The organism is Saccharomonospora marina XMU15, from assembly GCF_000244955.1.
Lineage (GTDB): Bacteria > Actinomycetota > Actinomycetes > Mycobacteriales > Pseudonocardiaceae > Saccharomonospora_A > Saccharomonospora_A marina.
The window spans coordinates 551,765-569,483 of the sequence record NZ_CM001439.1 but is presented as its reverse complement, the minus strand read 5'-3'; the positions used below and the strand labels follow the sequence as shown (position 1 = coordinate 569,483).

Below are 17,719 nucleotides of genomic sequence, written 5' to 3'. Positions count from 1 at the left end.
CCGGAAGGAGCGAGCATGCTGTACCTGCTCGCGGCGATCGGCGCCCTCACCATCGCTGTCCTGTTGTGGCGAGTCTTCGGTGCCGAACGCGTCGGCGTGTCCTCGCGACAGGCCCCCGTAGCGCCCGACGACGATCCCGACTTCCTGCGCAAGCTCGGCGAGCAGCAGAAGAAGCAGGACGACGAGGGCACCGGCTGACTAGCGGATCACGCGGTCGGCGGCGAATCCGTCGGCGACCGCGGCCGCGAGTTCCAGCAGCGCCAGCCTCGTCGCGGGTTGCAGCCGCTCCAACTCGATTTCGGCGCCCTCCTCGAGGTGAGGGTCGAACGGTATCCGGACCACCTCGCGCACCCTTGCGGCGAAGTGCGCGGCCAGCTTGTCCAGATCCACCGAGCCCGCCTTCGGACGCACCGAGTTGATGACGGCCACCGACCGGCTGACCAGGTCGCCGTAGCCGTGCGCGTCGAGCCAGTCCAGCGTCGCCGACGCGCTGCGCGCACCGTCGACCGACCCGGACGAGACCACAACGAGCGAATCGGCCGAGTCCAGCACACCCTTCATCGCCGAATGCATCAGTCCGGTACCGCAGTCGGTGAGCAGGATGTTGTAGAAGTGTTCCAGCAGTGCCACCACACGTCGGTAGTCGGCTTCGGAGAACGCCTCCGACACGGCGGGGTCCTGCTCACTGGCCAGGATCTCCAACCTGCTTGCGCCCTGCGAGGTGTACGCGCGCACGTCGCTGTACCTGGTGATGCGATCGGCGTCCCTGAGCAGGTGGCGCACGGTGGCGGTGGTCTCGATGGGAATCTTCTGCGAAAGCGTTCCCCGGTCGGGGTTGGCGTCCACCGCGACGACCCGGTCACCCCGCAGCGAAGCGAAGGTCGACCCCAACGTCGTCGTGGTGGTGGTCTTGCCCACGCCGCCCTTCAGGCTGAGCATCGCGATCTTGTAGCAACCCCGAAGCGGCTGGTTGACCCGCGAGATCAACTCCCGACGTTTGCGGTCGGCAGGACTCTCGCCCGGGTTGATCAGCTTGCCCGTCCCCAGGTAAAGCGCCTTACGCCAGCCGGACTGGGGGCTGCGCTTCATCCGGCGAACGAACTGCGAACTCGCGAGGTCCGCACCATTGACGAAAGGGTGCCTGCCTCGCTGCTGCGGGTGCGGCAGCGGGGGCGGCGGTTGCTGGCCAGGCACACCCTGCTGCGGCGGTTGCGGTTGCGCGGGCAGCGGTCCGGTGTGCGGGTCGGGCCCGGTCCCCTGCTGCGGCAACAGTGGCGGCAGGTTCTGATCGGCCGGTTGCGACGGGTAGGGCTGCCGTGCGGTCCGTTGTTGCGGCCCGGACACCGCCGGGTGCGGCGTGGAGTCCGTGCTGGCCTCGGATAAGAGCGGCTGATCCTGCCCGTGTTGTTCGTTGGGTCCGGTCACCGCGGCAATCCTCCGATGGTTGCGGGATTCTCCCCCCTGCTTTCAGGTGCGACGGTAGCCGCAGTTGACGGCGAGTGTCAGCCCACTCCGGCATACGAGTGAAGCCCCGCGGTGACGAGGTTGACGAAGAACAGGTTGAAGACGGTGACGGCGAACCCGATCACGTTGATCGTGGCCGCCCTGGTGCCCCGCCAGCCCGCGGTGGCGCGGGAGTGCAGGTACGCGGCGTAGACCACCCACGCGACGAACGCGACGATCTCCTTGGGGTCCCAGCCCCAGAACCGGCCCCACGCGGCCTCGGCCCAGACCGCCCCGCAGATCACCCCGAATGTGAAGACGGGGAAGGCGAACACGGTGGTCCGGTAGGCGATCCGGTCAAGCACGTCCAGCGAGGGCAGCTTCGACCCGAACCGCGCGAACTTCGCCGGGTTGTTCTCGTGCCTCGACCTGACCAGGTACAGCATGCTCGCCACACCGGGGATGAGGAACACACCCGAGGACGCCGCGGCGGCCGCGACGTGAATGACCAGCCAGTAGGACTGCAACGCGGGCTGCAACGGAGCGGCGACCGCGTACAGCATCGTGCCGCCGACGAACATCAGGATCACGACGGGCAGCAGCACGAAGGCCGACAGGTGCCGCACCGGCGACCTGCGCAGCACGGCCAGCCAGGCGACCACGGCGATCAGGCAGACCACCATGATGTACTCGTACATGTTGCCCCAGGGCACGCGGCTGGTCGCCAACCCGCGCAGCACGAGTGCGGCGATGTGGAACAGCACGGCGAGCACCGTCAGTGCCACGCCCATCCGGCCGAACCGCTCGGCACGGCTGCGGGGGCCACGCGGCGGCCCCGGCTCGTCGGGCAACACCTCGAAGGCAGGCTCGGAGGTGATCTTCGAGGATTCGCCTGGCGAGACGGCGGCGCCCACCAGTTGCGGCGCGCGGGTGCGTTCGGCCGCGCCGCGCCCCTTACGCCCGAAAGCCTGCTCGATGAGGAAGAACACCATCGCCAGCACGTACACCGCGACGGCCGTGGTGTACGACCAGTCGCTGTACTGCGACAACGCCTCGTTCACCGGCATCAGCGTGCCTTTCTGTCGCGAGGATCGCGGCGCAGGAGATCACGGGCGATCGTGGTGAACTCCTCGCCGTACCCGGCCTGGTCCGTACGGGCAAGCCCGCCAATTTCTACTACAGTATGTCGGAGACCATCTGGGCCCGCCACGGGGGTGGCCCGGACCCACAGCCTGCGCCGCTTGACGAACAACGACAACCCGAGGCCGAGGAACATCGCCACCGCGAAACCCAGCACCCAGCCCTGGGTCGGGTCGTGCGACACCTGCAACGACACCCATCTGCGCACGCCGTCGAAGCTCACCGTCGTGCCGTCGTCGAGGGTGATCCGCTCGCCGAGTTTCAGGTTCTGCCTCGCGACCCGCTCGAGCCTGCCGCTGTCCACCATGGACTGATCGATCTCGAAGATGGACTGGCCCCTGCCGGAGTCGACACCGAGGTCGCCTCGCATGACGTCCACGGCGACGGCGGGATCGGTCAGCTCCGGACTCGCCGACGTCAGCAGCGAGCCCTGCAGCGCGGCGGTCGGCGCGAACAGCCCGGTCACCGCCAACTGCTGCTCACGGCGCTTCCTCGGGTCCGTGACACCGGGCGGATCGAACTTCGTGGCCCCTTCCGACAACAGCGTCGTCTGGTCGACGGGCCGCCACTGGATCGTGTGGGTGCGCGACTCCCCGTCCGGATAGGTGACGGTGAACGTCGGCGCGAAGCCGTGCCCCAGCAGGTAGACCCGGTCGCCCTGGGTGCGCAGCGGCTCGTTGACCTGGAGGTGGTACGGCCGCCACGTCCCCGACTCCAGATCCGCGCCCGCCTGGTACTCGATGTCGGCGTCGTAGCTCACCGGCTGCCCCGCCTCGGTGAAGGTGGGCTCGAAGTCGTTCACGCGAACGCAGAACGGTGTCAACTCGGTGCCGTCCACCCGAAGGCCGGGATTGAACGAGTCGTAGGCGAAGATGCCCGAGTTGCAGAACTGCTGGCCGTCGGCCTGGACGATCACCTGGCCCTCGTAGGAGTACATCTTGCCGAGGGCGAAGGCGATGATCAGGCCGAGCATCCCGAAGTGGAACACCAGATTGCCCGCCTCGCGCAGGTAGCCGCGCTCCGCGCTGACGGTACGCACGCCACCGCTTTCCTCGCGCTCCACCAGCCGCCAGCCACGCAACCGCTTCCTGGCCGCCTCGACGGCGTCACCGACCTCGCCGGCCACCTCCGCCTTCGCGTGGTGCGGCAGCCTGGCGAGGTTGCGCGGTGTCAGCACCGGCTCGGTGCGCATGGCGCGGTAGTACTCCAGGGTGCGCGGCAGCAGGCAGCCGACGAGCGAGACCATCAGCAGCAGGTAGATGGCCGAGAACCACACGCTGGCGTAGACGTCGAAGAATCCGAGCCGGTCGAGCAGCGAGCCCCACCAGCCGTGTTCTGCGATGTAGGCGTCGGTCTTCGGCTCGTTGAGGTTGCGCTGCGGCAGCAGCGCACCCGGCATCGCGGCGAGCGCCAGGAGGAACAGCAGTACCAGCGCGGTACGCATGGAGGTGAGGCCGCGCCAGGTGTTGCGGACGAACGCCAGCGCCGCGCGGGTCCGGGTGTGGCGGTAGTGCTTGTGCTCGGGCGTCAGCGTGCCGGTCATATCGGCAGCCTCGTGTCCGTGATGAACGCGTCCCGCATCCAGCCGACCAGCTCCGCCCAAAGGCCCGTCACCAGCAGGATGCCCACCACCAGCAGCAACGCGCCGCCGAACAGCTGCACCTTGCGCCCGTTGCGGCGCAGCCAGTCGGTGGCCCCCACCGCCCAGCGGGCTCCCGCCGCGATCAGCAGGAACGGCAGGCCGAGCCCGACGCAGTACACCAGCACGAGCAGGAAGCCACGCGCGCCCGCGTCACCGCTGGCGCTGGCGATGGCCAGCACGCCGGACAGTGTCGGCCCGATACACGGCGTCCAGCCGAGTCCGAAGACCGCTCCAAGTACCGGCGCCCCCCACAGCCCCGCCCTGGGAACGTGGTGGATGCGCATGTCGCGCTGCAGGCCGGGGATGAGGCCGAGGAACACCAGCGCCATCGCGATCGTGAGCACACCACCGACGCGTTGCAGCGTTTCCTGGTTGACCAGCAACGCATCGGCCAGCCAGACGAGACTGCCGACACCGGCGGTGAACACCACGGTGAAGCCGAGTACGAACAGACCGGCCGCACCCACGACCGCGAACCGGCGCTGCTTGGGCGCCTCGTCGGTGGAGACGGCAGGGGCGTCCGCGCCGACGAGCGCCGCGAGGTAGGCCAGGTAGCCGGGAACGAGTGGGACGACACACGGCGACGCGAACGACACCGCGCCCGCGAGCATGGCGAGCCCGGCGGCGAGCAGCAGCGGGCCGGATGTCGCCAGCTGGGTCACCGTGTCCACGGACCTCAGCGTAAGGAATACGGTTTCTGTGAAGCCCACCGCCCGGCGTCGCGGCAGGTCACGAGCCGCCTTCCTGGGCGAGCCTTCGCACGAGCGGCAGGATGTCGGGCGCGAGCAGATCACGCAGGAACACCGCCGCGACGCGATGCTGCTTGTCCACGACGATCGTGGAGGGCACCACGTTTCGCGGGTAGCCGGTCAGCTTCAGCAGCGACCGACCGGGCGGGTCGTAGATCGAGGGGTAGGTCAGCCCACGGTCACGCATGAAGTCCTGCGGCGCCGAGCGATCGTAGTCACGGACGTCGATGCCGAGCACCTGGACGCCGAGGTGCTCGGTCTGCTCGTAGACCTTCTGCAACTCGGGAGCCTCGGTTCGGCACGGCCCGCACCACTGGCCCCAGATGTTGATGACGACGACCTTGCCCTTGAAGTCGGAGACCGCGATGCGCTTGTTCTCCTCGAACAGGTCCTCGCCCGCGACCTCGGGCAGCGGCTGCCGATCGGCACCCTCGTAGTAGATGTCGGTCTTGCCACCCGGAGAGACGAAGGTGAAGCTGCTGCCCCGCGAGACCGCGTCCTCGCCGGTCGAGCACGCGGTCACCAGTGTGAGCAGCAGGACGGCGGCCAGCGCGGCGATCCTTCTCATGCTCCGGTCACCGCCGGGTCCGTCGTTCCGGCTGGCTCGCTGTAGACGATGTCCACCAGTTGCTCGGCGTCGAACACCAGGCTGGTCAGCGATGCCAGCGAGCACTGCCTGCGTCTCGGGTCGTGCCACAGCCGCTTGCCTTCGAGAAACCTGCGCAGCGTCCAGATGGGCAACTGGTGGGACACGCACACCGCCTCGTGGCCCTCGGCGGCGGCGCGGGCCCGGTACACGGCGGCGAGCATGCGCCTGGCGATGTGCAGGTAGGGCTCGCCCCAGGACGGGCGCATCGGGTTGCGCAGCTTCGGCCAGTGCCTCGGCGTGCGAAGCGCGCCGTCGCCGACACTCACCCGCAGCCCTTCGAACAGGTTGTCGGCCTCGATCAGCCGCTCGTCGGTGTTGACGTCGAGCCGGTGCGCGGAGGCGATCGGTGCCGCCGTCTCGTTGGCCCGCTCCAGCGGCGAGGCGACCACGTGCACGACGGCGTGCCCGGCGAGCAGTTCCGCCACCGTCAACGCCTGCCTGCGCCCGAGCTTGGAGAGCCGAAACCCCGGCATCCGCCCGTAGAGCAGGCCGTCGGGGTTTTCCACCTCACCGTGCCGCAGCAGGTGCACGATCGTCGTCATGGCCGCTCCGCGGTCGCCGCCGCTCGCGCCGCGGCGGGCAGCGCCGCCTCGATCGTCTCGAAAGCCGCGTCGTCCATGGCCGCGTTGACGAACCACGCCTCGAACGCGCTCGGCGGTGCGTAGACGCCGCGTTCGAGCAGCGCGTGGAAGAACGGTTTGAAGCGCCAGGTCTGCGATGCACAGGCGTCGGCGTAGTCGCGCACCGGCCGGTCGGTGAAGAACACGCTCACCAGGTTGCCCGCGAAGGCCACCGTGTGCTCGACACCCTCGGCCGTCAGCGCCTGCCCGAGCAGGTCTGCCAGCCGCTGCGCGTTGGCGTTCAGCGCGCGGTACACCGCCTCGTCGGCCAGCCGCAACGTCGTCAGGCCTGCGGCGACGGCGACGGGGTTACCCGCCAGGGTGCCCGCCTGGTACACCGGTCCGCTGGGCGCGAGCCGGGCCATCACCTCGGCCCGCCCGCCGAAGGCGGCGGCAGGCAGCCCACCCGACATCACCTTGCCGAAGGTGTAGAGGTCACCCGCGACGCCGTCGATCCCGTACCAGCCACTTGCCGAGACGCGGAAGCCGGTCATCACCTCGTCCATGATCAGCAGCGCGCCGTGTGCGTGTGCCAGCTCACGTAGCCGGGCGTTGAAGTCCTCGCGCGGCGCGACGGCGCCCATGTTGCCCGCCGCGGCTTCGGTGATCACGGCGGCCACCGAGTCCGGGTTGTCCGAAAGAGACTTACGGACGGCCTCGATGTCGTTGTAGGGAAGCACGATCGTGTCGGCCGCCTGTGCGCCGGTGACGCCGGGCGAGGTGGGAAGGCCCAGCGTGGCCACCCCCGAACCCGCCTGCGCGAGCAGCGCGTCCACGTGTCCGTGATAGCAGCCCGCGAACTTGATGATCTTGCTTCGCCCGGTGAATCCGCGTGCGAGCCGGATGGCGCTCATGGTCGCCTCGGTACCGGAGTTGACCAGGCGCACCTGCTCGACCGGCGGCACCCGCCGGATGATCTCCTCGGCCAGCTCCACCTCGCCGATCGTCGGGGTGCCGAACGACAACCCGTTCGCCGCCGCCTCCTGGGTCGCACGCACCACCTCCGGGTGTGCGTGCCCCAGGATCATCGGACCCCACGACGACACCAGATCGACATACCGATTGCCGTCGGCGTCCCACAGGTGGGCCCCCTGCCCACGAACCATGAAGCGGGGTGTGCCGCCCACCGCCGCGAAAGCCCGCACCGGGGAGTTGACGCCGCCCGGTGTGGCCGCGGCGGCCCGTTCGAACCAGGACCTGGACTGCTCGACTGCTCCTGTCACATCTGCCAGTCTCGCAAAGCCGGTTCAGCAGTCTTCCCCGGGCAACGGTCGAGTGCCCTGCCGCCGCCTGGGGCGCAGCCCCAGCACCGACTGCCGCGCCGCGTCCACGACCAGCAACGCCGCCACCGTGGTGAGCGTCACGGCAAGGCCGACCAGGTTCCCCTCGTAGGTGCGCGACACCAGCACCGTCCCGTCGTCGAGCCGGACCGTGAGCGTGCCGATCGCCGCCGACCAGCAGGCCAGCGCGCCCCACACCGCCAGTCCGGCGCCGACCAGTTCGGCCACCGCGACGAGCAACCGCTTCGGCTCGTGCAGCCGCTCACCCGACGACTCCGCGGGCATGGGTGCGGCGAGTTCGCTCACGTGTCGCAGTGTCTCATGGCCGTGCGTAGCGCGGTACGCAACGCCTCGGCGTCGCGGGCCCACGCCACCACCACCGACCCGTCCGCGAGCCGCAGCGGCACTTCCTGATACTTGTGCGGTGCGCTCCAGCCGCCGCCCAGCACCCTGGCGCCCGTGGGCGTGACCACGTCGGTGTTGTCCGTGGCGCCGGGGATGTCGGTGATGGCGGCGATCGGCTGCCGCTGCTGGCCCTGCCACAACTCCTCACCGGTCACCCGCACGGTGAGGAACCGCCTGCGCGCGTACACCCACACCGACGTCAGCACCAGCAGCCCGAGCGCGACAACGGCCCACATGAACCAGTGCGGCCGATCACCCACCAGCAACTCGACGAGCGCGCCCACCACGGCGAACGCGGGCCCCCACAGCAACGGCCCGTAGCCCGCGCCTCGCTCCAGGTACAGCGGCTCGGTCACGATCGGGGCAGCGACTTGGGCACCTTGGGGAAGTAATCGGCGACCGTGGGCAGGTACATCAGCACCACGGCCACGATCGCCAGGAACGCGGCGGCGAGTGTGATCAGGTTGGAGAACAGCACCAGTTGGAAGATCAGCACGATGGCCGCGAGCACCGTCAGGATGGTCCGCGCCGAGCGGGTGCCCTCCCTGGCCTTGTAGGCGAACAGCGCGAACAGGATCGCGAACACCAGCGCACCGACGAACAACGTCCACAACAGCGTCGTCGCGCCCGAGCGGATCTGCTCCTCGCTGATGTTGGGGTCGTTGTTCACGGCGAGGATCGCTTCAATGATCTCTTCCTTGGCCGTGAGCGTGTAGCCGAACCCGGCGACGAGTACCGCACCGGAGAGCAGCCACAGCACGAAGGAGATCTTCACAGGGGTGGGCGGGTCGACCCGCTCGCGCTCCTCGCCGGGAGGGCGCGGCGCGGGCGGCAGCCCCCGCGAACGCCGCTGGTCATCCGATTCGTCTGAGTCAGTCACGGCAGGCGACTCTAGTCCAGCCAGGCCGTCGCTTCAGCGGCCCAGTACGTGAGGATCAGGTCGGCTCCGGCCCTGCTGATCGAGGTGAGCACCTCCAACACCGTGCGCTCGCGGTCCACCCAGCCGTTGGCGGCCGCCGCCTCCACCATCGCGTACTCCCCCGAAATGTTGTACGCGGCCACCGGAACGGGCGACGCCTGCGCCGCCGCGCTGACCACGTCCAGATAGGACAGCGCGGGCTTGACCATCACGATGTCGGCGCCCTCGGCGACGTCCAACTCGATCTCACGCAGCGCCTCGCGTGCGTTGCCGGGATCCTGCTGATACGTCTTGCGGTCGCCGTTGAGCTGGCTGTCCACGGCCTCCCGGAACGGGCCGTAGAAGGCGCTGGCGTACTTGGCCGAGTAGGCGAGAATGCCGGTCTCGGCGTAGCCCGCGCCGTCCAGCGCCTTGCGGATGACTCCGACCTGGCCGTCCATCATCCCGCTGGGGCCGAGCAGGTGGGCGCCCGCCTCCGCCTGCGCCACCGCCATCTCGGCGTAGCGCTGCAGCGTGGCGTCGTTGTCCACCCCGCCACGGGAGTCGAGCACGCCGCAGTGACCGTGGTCGGTGAACTCGTCCAGGCAGGTATCGGCCATCAGCACGGTGTCGTCGCCGAGTTCGGCACGCAGGTCGCGCAGCGCGACGTTCAGAACGCCGTCGGGGTCGGTGGCACCGGAGCCGACGGCGTCGTGCGTCCTCGGCACGCCGAACAACATCAACCCACCGACGCCCGCACGAACGGCTTCCACGGCGGCCTTGCGCAGCGAGTCGCGGCTGTGCTGCACGACTCCGGGCATGCTGGCGATCGGTTTCGGTGCGTCGGCGCCCTCGGCCACGAACATCGGCAGGATCAACTGGCGCGGGCGCAGCGTGGTCTCGCTGACCAGGCGGCGGATGGCGGCGGTGCCACGCAACCGGCGGGGACGATGCTCAGGGAACACCCCTACCACCGTACTCCCGCGTGCGGCAGGCAACAGGCCTTCCCCCGAAACCGCGGTCCCCGCGACCCGGCGATCACGCCTACGCTGCTGGTACGGCAATCCACACACCAAGGCGGCTGTCGAATGAGCGTCGACGTAGTGCGGCTGACAAGGGACCTGGTCTCGATCGACACGATCGGACACGACGAGAGCCAGGCGCTGGCCGTTGTGGCCCCGCTGCTGGAGCAGGCGGGCTTCACAGTGGACATCGAGGAGCACGAACCGGGCCGTGGCACCCTCGTGGCGGAGTGGCACACCGGTCTGGACCAGCCGCCGCTGTGCCTTTCCGGACACGTCGACACGGTGCCGTTGGGTACGGCGCGATGGCGGCACGACCCCTTCGACGCCGAGCCGGACGGCGACCGGTTGTACGGGCGCGGCACCGCCGACATGAAGGGCGGTGTGGCGGCGATCGTCGCCGCGGCCAGCAAACTCGGTGCCACCCGGCCGAAACGAGCAGGCCTTCGGCTGGTGCTCACCGCGGCGGAGGAGACCGGCTCGCAGGGCGCGCGGCACGCCGCGCAACGGCTGCGCGGCGAACCCAGCGGCCCGCTGGTGATCACCGAGCCGACCGGGAACGCGCTGCTGCACGGGCACAAGGGGGCGTTGTGGTTGTCCGCTCAGGCCGGCGGCGTCACCGCGCACGGCTCCATGCCGCACCTCGGCGACAACGCCGTCTACAAGCTCGCCGAGGCCGTCACCCGGCTACGGGATCACGCCTTCGACGTCCCTGCCCACCCCGTGCTGGGAACGCCGACCCTGAACGTGGGCACCTTCCACGGCGGCCTCAACACCAACTCCGTGCCCGATGCCGCTGAGGCGACCGTCGACGTGCGCACCGTGGCAGGCCAGGACCACGCCGAGGTGCTCGCGAGCCTCGGCGAGCGCCTCGGCCCGCAGGTCCAGCTACGGCCGATGGTCGACCTGCCCGCCGTGTGGACCGATCCCGACGACGAATGGGCCGCGTCGGCGGCCGAGGTGGTGCGGGAGGTCACGGGCAGCAAGGACACCGCGCCGCGTGCCGCCGCCTACTTCACCGACGCCTCCGTGCTGACCCCGGCGCTCGGCTCGGTGCCGACCGTGATCTGCGGTCCCGGCGAACCGGAACAGGCACACGTGACCGACGAGTGGGTATCGATCCGCAAGCTCGCCGAATCCGTGGCGATACTGGAGCGGCTCTGCCTCAACTGGTGCCGCCTATAGCGCGGGCGCCCTGGCGTCGCCTCCACTGAGCCACGCAGCGCGCCCGCGCCGTCGTCGGGAATCAGGAGCGGCGAGCGCGCTTGGCCTTGCGAGGCGGCGGCAGTGCGCCCTCGGCGCGAAGCTTCGCGGCGTGCTCGGCGAGCGCGTCCACCAGCATCACGACGTTGGGCTTCTCCGGCCGCACGTCCACCCGCAACCCGAACTCGGTCGCGGTCTCGGCCGTCTTCGGACCGATGCAGGCCACCAGCGTGCGCGCGTGCGGCTTGCCCGCGATACCCACCAGGTTGCGCACCGTCGAGGAGGAGGTGAAGCACACGGCGTCGAAGCCGCCCGTCTTGATCATCTCTCGGGTCTCCGCCGGTGGCGGTGCCGCGCGCACCGTGCGGTAGGCGGTGACGTCGTCGATCTCCCAGCCCCGGTCGCGCAGTCCGGCCGACAGCGTCTCGGTGGCGATGTCGGCCCTCGGCAGCAACACACGGTCCACCGGGTCCAGCACGTCGTCGTAGGGCGGGAACTCCGCGAGCAGGCCCTCGCTGGACTGCTCGCCGGAGGGCACCAGTTCCGGGATGATGCCGAAGGAGCGCACCTTCTCCGCCGTCGACTCCCCGACACAGGCGATCTTCACGCCGGAGAAGGCCCGGGCGTCGAGCCCGAACTCGGCGAACTTCTCCCACACCGCTCGCACCGCGTTGGTGGAGGTGAACACAATCCACTGGTAGCGGCCGTCGACCAGGCCCTTCACGGCGCGCTCCATCTGCGCCGGGCTGCGGGGCGGCTCCACCGAGATGGTCGGCACCTCGTGCGAGGTCGCACCATGGCTGCGCAGCCGCTCGGCCATGTCGCCTGCCTGCTCCTTGGTGCGCGGTACGAGCACCTTCCAGCCGTACAGCGCGCGAGACTCCCACCAGGAAAGCTTCTGCCTGTTGCCCGCGGCCGCGCCGATGCTCACCACGAGCGGGCCGACGAGTTCCCCCGCGTCGGCGGACAGCGAGACCAGTGTCGAGTCCACGGTGCGCTGGGTGTTGCTCGTCCCGTTGGAGGTGACCGCCACCGGTGTCTGCGGTGCCAGGCCGTGCTCCATCAGCGCCGACGCCGCCTCCGCGAGGTGGCTGGACGTCGCGTGCAGCACGATCGTGCCGGGCGTGGCCGCCAGCCCTGCCCAGTCGACCTCGGAGCGGACGTCCACCTCGGTGTGCGCCCCTCCCAGCGCGACACCGGCGTAGGCGGGCACCGCGGTGCCCGGCGAGACCCCGGGCACGACGTCGAATACGGCGCTGGTGCGCGAGACAGCCTGCACTTCCGCGACGACGGCAGGCTGTGTGAGCGGGTCACCGGAGACCAGCCGCAGCACGAGCCTGCCCGCCTTGGCCTCGGCGGCCAGGTCCTTGGCGACATCGCCGGGCTCCCCCACGGCGGGCCGGACTTCGGCGTCCGCGCCCGCGTAGGCGAGTGCCCCCGCGGGCACGTCCGGATCGGTCACCACCAGTTCCGCCTTCGCGAGCAGTTCCTGGGCGCGAACCGTCAGCAGTCCGGCGTCGCCGGGCCCCGAGCCCACGAAGGCGACACGCCCCGTGGTCTTGCGTGCGCGGGTGGTCATCTACGTCGTCTCTCCTCGTATTCGGCCGTTCTCAGGAGCCGGCCGAGCGGTTACGGTCTTTCGTTCGATGTTCGGTGGGGCGGTGTTCAGTGCAACGCTCAGTGAGAAGTCCGGTGAGACGTTCAATGAGACAGTGCCCCGGCACCGAGGTCGAGCAACTCGGCGGCCAGCGCACGGCCCAGTTGCTCCGCCTCGTGTTTCTCGGCGATGGCCGACGCGCGAAGGATTCGCACCGCGTCGCCCTCGACATCGACGGCGGCGATCCCACGCAGCGAGAGGCGTTCGATGACCGCGCCCTCACTGTCGAGGTCCTCCACCACCTCGGCCAGCGCACCCACGGGTGCGCTGCAACCTGCCTCGAGCGCGGCCAGCATGGCCCGCTCGGCGGCCGCCGAGGCCCTTGTCGGCGCATCGTCCACAAGGGAGTGAATCAGGTGTTCGGTGTCCACGTCGTCGACGCGGGTCTCCACCGCGAGCGCACCCTGAGCGGGTGCGGGCAGAACCTGGATGGGGTCCAGGGTCTCGGTGACCACATCCAGCTTGCCCACCCTGGCCAGGCCCGCGCGGGCGAGCACGACGGCGTCGAGTTCACCCGAGGTGACCTTGCCGATGCGGGTGTCGATGTTGCCCCTGATGGGAACCACCTCGAGGCCGAGACCGAGCGCGCGAAGCTGCGCCATCCGCCGCGGCGCCCCGGTGCCGACGACGGAGCCAGGTGGAAGCTCACCGAGCGTCAGCCCGTCCCGCGCGACGAGCGCGTCTCTTGGGTCCTCCCTCGGCGGCACCGCGGCGAGTGAGAGGCCGGGTTCCGCCGCCGTCGGCAGGTCCTTGTAGGAGTGCACCGCCACGTCGACCTGCTTGTTCAGCAGCGCGTCCCGCAGCGCGGAGGTGAACACCCCGACACCGATCTCGGCGATCGGCGCGCTGGAGCGGTCGCCGGGCGTTGAGACCGTGACGATCTCGACTTCGTGCCCGGCTTCCTCGAGCCGCTTGGCGATCGTGCCGGTCTGCGCGAGAGCGAGTTTGCTGCCCCTCGTGCCGATCCGGATGGTCCTGTCAGCCACGTGCGTCACCGTCGATCTGGTCGTGCTTGGCGGTCACCGACGGGCTGGACACCACGTTCGGCAGCTGCGGGTCGAGCCCGAACAGCTCGCGCAACGCACTCGCGTAGTCGGTGTCAGCCGTCTCGGCGGCCAGTTGCTTCACGCGCACGGTGGGGGTGTGCAGGAGCTTGTCGACGACCCTGCGGACCGTGCGGGAAAGCTCCTCCCTGACCTCGGCGTCGAGTTCGGGCAGCCGCCGGTCCAGCCGCAGCAGCTCGGCGTCCACCACCTCCGCCGCCCGCTTGCGCAGCGCGGTCACGGTGGGTGTGACAGCGGAGCTGCGCTGGCTGGCAAGGTAGGCACGGACCTCGTCCAGCACGATGCCGGAGGCGAGCGCGAGTTGCCTGTCCGTCGTCGCCGAGCCGGTCCTGCGCATCCGCGCGCGCACTGTCTCCAGGTCCACCACCTGCACCCCGGGGAGCTCGGCGACCTCCGGCTCGACGTCCCTCGGCAGCCCGAGGTCGCAGATGACCAGCGGCGAGTCCTCTCGCGGGCCGACGTGCTCCGCGGCGAGCACGGCACCCTTGGCGCCGGTGCACGACACGACGACGTCGGCCCATTCGACGGCGGTGTCCAGCTCTGCCATCGACACCGCACGCGCGCTGATGCCCTGTTCAGCCACCGAATCGGCCAGTCGGGAGGCGTTGGAGAGCGTGCGGTTGGCGACGGCGAGTTCACCGATGCCTGCCTTGCGCAGCCGTGAGGCCGCGAGTGCGCCCATCGAACCCGCGCCGACGATCAGTGCCCGCTTGCCCACCAGCTCACCGGCCGCGGCCAGCGCCTCCGACACCACGGAAGCGCCGAGCGTGTCGAGGCCGGTCTCGGCGTGCACCCGCTTGCCGACTCGAAGCGTCGTCTGGATCAGCTCGTGCATACCGCGGCCGACCGTGCCCGCCTCGCGCGCGGTGGCGTAGGCGGCACGGACCTGCCCGAGGATCTGGGTTTCGCCTACCACCATCGAATCGAGGCCCGCCGCCACCGAGAACACGTGCTCCACGGCGGCTCCCGCGTAGTGCACGTAGAAGTGGTCGTACAGCTGTGCCGCCTCGACGCCGGCCTGCCGGGCCAGCACCTCGGACACGTCGGCGAGACCGCCGTGGAAGGTCTCCACCACGGCGTAGACCTCAATGCGGTTGCACGTCGAAAGCAGCATGACCTCGCAGACGTGTTCGGCCTGCTGCAACTCGTGCAGCACCTTGGCCACCTCGGAGGCGGGCACGGCCGCGCGCTCCAGCGTGGCCAGGTCAGCCGTGCGGTGCGACAGTCCGATCGCCAACACGCTCATGACGGCACCACCACGTCACCGATGACCTGGCTGCCGGCCTCGCCGTCCGCCTTGCGCGCCACATGGAAAGACAGGATCTGCAGTTCCACAGCCAGGTCGACCTTCCGCACCTCGACATGTTCGGGGACTTGGAGCACCACGGGGGCGAAGTTCAAGATGCTGCCGACCCCACCCGCGACGAGGCGATCACACACCGTCTGCGCGGCCGCGGGCGGTGTGGCGATCACGCCGATGGAGATCTGGCGCTCCGCGCACACCCGGGGGATTTCCTCCAGGTGCGAGACGGGGATGCCACCGACAGGCACTCCGACGAGGTCGGGGTCGATGTCGAACAGCGCCTCGACAGGGAAACCCCGTCCCGGGAATCCACCATAGTTCGCGAGGGCGTGGCCGAGGTTGCCGATGCCGACCACCGCGACCTTGTGCTTGCGGGTTAGGCCAAGGATGCGCTCGATCTGCCCGATGAGCACCTCGACCTCGTATCCGACGCCCCTGGTGCCGTAGGAGCCGATGTAGGACAGGTCCTTGCGCAGTTTCGCCGAGTTCACCCCGGCCGCGGCGGAGAGTTCCTCGCTCGACACCGTGGTGGCGCCCTGCTCGGCCATGGCGCACAGCACCCGCAGGTATACGGCCAGCCTCGCCACGGCGGCCTCGGGGATGGACTTGGCCCTGACCTCCGGGTCGGCGCCGTTGACGGTGCCACTGACATTGCTGCTGTCGCTGCCGTTGTCACTCACGGCAGGCAGTTCCGCGGTAGGCGCGTTGTCGGCGTCCGGCGTTGCCGGCCTCCGCTTGGGCGCGGGCTTGGGCGCGGGCACCGCCCCGTTGCGCCGGCCCCGCTGTGCCACCACGCTGGCTCTCCTGTCGCTGAGTGAGAATCAACCCTTGACCAAACGGGCGGGAGGGTGTTCGATGCCCGCCTGTACTGGGCAATACGGTAGCCACTTGTGAACGCAGGCACAAAGTGGCTGGTGACAGCATTGACGCAGGCCACACCGGGCACTTTGGTGACGCGTTGTCAGCTCCCCTGCCGGTTGTGGCCGCGCGCTACCGGGCCGTGAATCTCACCGTGTGCCAGCCGGTCGCGCCATCGGGGACGACGGGTGCCCGCTCACCGGTCTGCGGGTAGCCGGATTTGTCGGTCGCGCGACAAGCCACCGAGTACTCGCCGGGGCGAGGCAGCTCCAGCTCGATGCGCCACATCCGCCAGGCGTCGTCGCTGACGTCGGCGGAAAGCTCCGCCGTTCGCCACGGCCCCCCATCCAGCCGTACCTCGACCTTCGCGATGCCCCGCGACTGCGCCCACGCGGTGCCCGCGACCGTGATGGTGCCGGTGGGCACGGTCGCCGAGGCCTTGGGGGAATCGATTCGCGACTGGGTCTTCACCGGGGCGCGCCGCGCCCAGCCTCGCTCCAGCCAGTACGCCCGCCGCGCCTGCCAGGTGGTGAGCTCAAGGTCGGTGACCCACTTGGTGGCCGAAACGTAGCCGTAAAGGCCCGGCACGACCAGGCGGGCGGGGAAGCCGTGTTCCAGCGGCAACGGCTCGCCGTTCATGCCGATAGCCAGCATGGCGCCGCGCGAGCCGTCCGTCACCGCCTCGACGGGGGTGCCGCAGGTCCAGCCGTCGGCACTGGTGGAGAACAGTTGCTCGGCACCTGGCGCGATCCCGGCCTCGGCGAGCAGGTCCGCGAGGTCGATGCCGATGAAGTTGGCCGTGGACACGTACGGGCCGCCGACCTCGTTGGAAACGCAGCACAGCGTGATCGTGCGCTCCACGAGTGGCCGGGAGCGGATGTCGGCGTAGTCGAGGGTCAGCTCCCGCTCCACCATGCCGTGCACCCGCAGCGTCCAGTCCTGCGCGCGAACCTGCGGGACCACCAGCGCGGTGTCGATGCGGTAGAACGCCTCGTTGCCGGTGAGGAACGACGGCGTGCCGGAGGCCGCGAAGTCGGCTCCGGGCGGAACCGGCGGCGCGGGCCGGGCCACCGCCAGCTCGCCAACGCCCGCCCGTGAACCGGCCGCGTCCTTCCCGCCCGCGATGAGCACCCCGCCGAGCCCGGCCAGCCCGGCTCCCGCCGCGACCCCGCCCGCGGCGGTGAGGAAGCGGCGCCGGTCGGTGCAGGCAGGCGTGGTGGGCGTGGTGGGCGTGGTGGGCGTGGTGGGCGTGGTGGGCGTGGTGGGCGTGGTGGGCGCAGCCTGCTCGGTGGGCCGCTCGTGCGGGTCGGTGCCGCCGCGCAGGGCCAACGCGTGCAGCCAGTGGAAGGTGCCCAGCCCGGCCGCGACGGCGGCAACCGGGGCCAGTAACGCGAGCCGCCCGACATCAGGCCTTGTCAACACCGCGACGCCGGCGAGCACACCGAGCCCGACGATGACGATCGTGGCGGCGAGCGGGCGGCGCCGGGAGAGCAATCCCGCGGTGACGGCCAGCGACACGAGCACGACCGCCATGCCGGAGAGCAGCACGAGCTTGTCGTAGCTGCCGAAGCTGCGTACCGCCCAGTCCTTCAGCCAGGTGGGGGCGAGGTCGATGGCGGCCGAGCCGACCGCGAGGTAGGGCGACGCGCCGATACCCACGAAGGCCGCCGTCAGGTGTCCGGCGGCCAGCGCCACGGCGAGGGCCAACACCCCGACAAGGCCGGAGACGGGCGCCGAGATGCGGGGCGGGCGCCGCCCGCCGGTGACATCGCTCATGCCACCCATG

18 protein-coding genes are annotated in these 17,719 nt (G+C 70.2%); 2 read left to right on the top strand and 16 right to left on the bottom strand.

Annotated features, from left to right (window positions below; genetic code table 11):
* Positions 1-15 precede the first annotated feature (15 nt).
* Positions 16-198 (top strand): hypothetical protein, encoded by a 183-nt coding sequence (locus SACMADRAFT_RS02680; RefSeq protein WP_009152239.1) that lies wholly within the window; start codon positions 16-18, stop codon positions 196-198.
* Here the strand turns inward: SACMADRAFT_RS02680 and SACMADRAFT_RS02675 are convergent, their stop codons facing one another.
* The 11 genes from SACMADRAFT_RS02675 to hemB all read right to left on the bottom strand — a co-directional run bounded on the left by SACMADRAFT_RS02675 (position 199) and on the right by hemB (position 9,791).
* Entirely contained in the window at positions 199-1,425 is a 1,227-nt protein-coding gene (locus SACMADRAFT_RS02675; RefSeq protein ID WP_009152238.1) for a MinD/ParA family ATP-binding protein, read from the bottom strand. It abuts the gene before it with no gap.
* Between the two features lie 77 nt (positions 1,426-1,502).
* Entirely contained in the window at positions 1,503-2,510 is a 1,008-nt protein-coding gene (ccsB, locus tag SACMADRAFT_RS02670) for a c-type cytochrome biogenesis protein CcsB (protein WP_009152237.1), read from the bottom strand.
* Positions 2,510-4,126, bottom strand: coding sequence for a cytochrome c biogenesis protein ResB (gene resB, locus SACMADRAFT_RS02665; RefSeq protein ID WP_009152236.1), 1,617 nt, complete (start codon positions 4,124-4,126; stop codon positions 2,510-2,512). The genes ccsB and resB overlap by 1 nt, the downstream gene beginning before the upstream one ends.
* A complete protein-coding gene (locus SACMADRAFT_RS02660) occupies positions 4,123-4,896 on the bottom strand; it encodes a cytochrome c biogenesis CcdA family protein (RefSeq protein ID WP_040925518.1) in 774 nt (257 codons plus the stop codon). Before SACMADRAFT_RS02660 ends, resB begins: the two co-directional genes overlap by 4 nt.
* Positions 4,897-4,954: 58 nt before the next feature.
* Positions 4,955-5,542, bottom strand: a complete 588-nt coding sequence (locus tag SACMADRAFT_RS02655) for a TlpA family protein disulfide reductase (protein WP_009152234.1) — start codon at positions 5,540-5,542, stop codon at positions 4,955-4,957.
* Positions 5,539-6,165: a histidine phosphatase family protein gene (locus SACMADRAFT_RS02650; protein WP_009152233.1), complete on the bottom strand. Its 627-nt coding sequence runs from the start codon at positions 6,163-6,165 to the stop codon at positions 5,539-5,541. Before SACMADRAFT_RS02650 ends, SACMADRAFT_RS02655 begins: the two co-directional genes overlap by 4 nt.
* Positions 6,162-7,466, bottom strand: coding sequence for a glutamate-1-semialdehyde 2,1-aminomutase (gene hemL / locus SACMADRAFT_RS02645; protein ID WP_009152232.1), 1,305 nt, complete (start codon positions 7,464-7,466; stop codon positions 6,162-6,164). Before hemL ends, SACMADRAFT_RS02650 begins: the two co-directional genes overlap by 4 nt.
* A gap of 24 nt (positions 7,467-7,490) precedes the next feature.
* Positions 7,491-7,829: a hypothetical protein gene (locus tag SACMADRAFT_RS02640; RefSeq protein WP_009152231.1), complete on the bottom strand. Its 339-nt coding sequence runs from the start codon at positions 7,827-7,829 to the stop codon at positions 7,491-7,493.
* The gene (locus SACMADRAFT_RS02635) at positions 7,826-8,284 is read right to left on the bottom strand and encodes a hypothetical protein (protein ID WP_009152230.1); all 459 of its coding nucleotides are present in this window, start codon (positions 8,282-8,284) and stop codon (positions 7,826-7,828) included. Before SACMADRAFT_RS02635 ends, SACMADRAFT_RS02640 begins: the two co-directional genes overlap by 4 nt.
* Positions 8,281-8,808, bottom strand: a complete 528-nt coding sequence (locus tag SACMADRAFT_RS02630; protein WP_009152229.1) for a hypothetical protein — start codon at positions 8,806-8,808, stop codon at positions 8,281-8,283. Before SACMADRAFT_RS02630 ends, SACMADRAFT_RS02635 begins: the two co-directional genes overlap by 4 nt.
* Positions 8,809-8,819: 11 nt before the next feature.
* Positions 8,820-9,791 carry a porphobilinogen synthase gene (gene hemB, locus SACMADRAFT_RS02625; RefSeq protein WP_083840831.1) on the bottom strand — a complete coding sequence of 324 codons (972 nt, stop codon included), beginning with the start codon at positions 9,789-9,791 and terminating at the stop codon, positions 8,820-8,822.
* Positions 9,792-9,914: 123 nt separating this feature from the next.
* Here hemB and SACMADRAFT_RS02620 point away from each other — a divergent pair, with 123 nt between their 5' ends.
* Positions 9,915-11,033, top strand: a complete 1,119-nt coding sequence (locus tag SACMADRAFT_RS02620; protein WP_009152227.1) for a M20 family metallopeptidase — start codon at positions 9,915-9,917, stop codon at positions 11,031-11,033.
* 61 nt (positions 11,034-11,094) lie between these two features.
* On the opposite strand, the gene SACMADRAFT_RS02615 is transcribed toward SACMADRAFT_RS02620, so the two are convergent.
* The 5 genes from SACMADRAFT_RS02615 to SACMADRAFT_RS02595 form a co-directional block, all read right to left on the bottom strand.
* Complete coding sequence (locus SACMADRAFT_RS02615) at positions 11,095-12,630, bottom strand: bifunctional uroporphyrinogen-III C-methyltransferase/uroporphyrinogen-III synthase (protein WP_009152226.1); 1,536 nt, start codon at positions 12,628-12,630, stop codon at positions 11,095-11,097.
* 122 nt (positions 12,631-12,752) lie between these two features.
* A complete protein-coding gene (gene hemC, locus SACMADRAFT_RS02610) occupies positions 12,753-13,694 on the bottom strand; it encodes a hydroxymethylbilane synthase (protein WP_040926045.1) in 942 nt (313 codons plus the stop codon).
* Positions 13,687-15,018, bottom strand: coding sequence for a glutamyl-tRNA reductase (locus SACMADRAFT_RS02605; RefSeq protein WP_009152224.1), 1,332 nt, complete (start codon positions 15,016-15,018; stop codon positions 13,687-13,689). Before SACMADRAFT_RS02605 ends, hemC begins: the two co-directional genes overlap by 8 nt.
* A complete protein-coding gene (locus tag SACMADRAFT_RS02600; RefSeq protein ID WP_009152223.1) occupies positions 15,015-15,869 on the bottom strand; it encodes a redox-sensing transcriptional repressor Rex in 855 nt (284 codons plus the stop codon). The genes SACMADRAFT_RS02605 and SACMADRAFT_RS02600 overlap by 4 nt, the downstream gene beginning before the upstream one ends.
* Positions 15,870-16,065: 196 nt before the next feature.
* Positions 16,066-17,718 carry a molybdopterin-dependent oxidoreductase gene (locus tag SACMADRAFT_RS02595; RefSeq protein WP_009152222.1) on the bottom strand — a complete coding sequence of 551 codons (1,653 nt, stop codon included), beginning with the start codon at positions 17,716-17,718 and terminating at the stop codon, positions 16,066-16,068.
* Position 17,719: the final 1 nt, after the last annotated feature.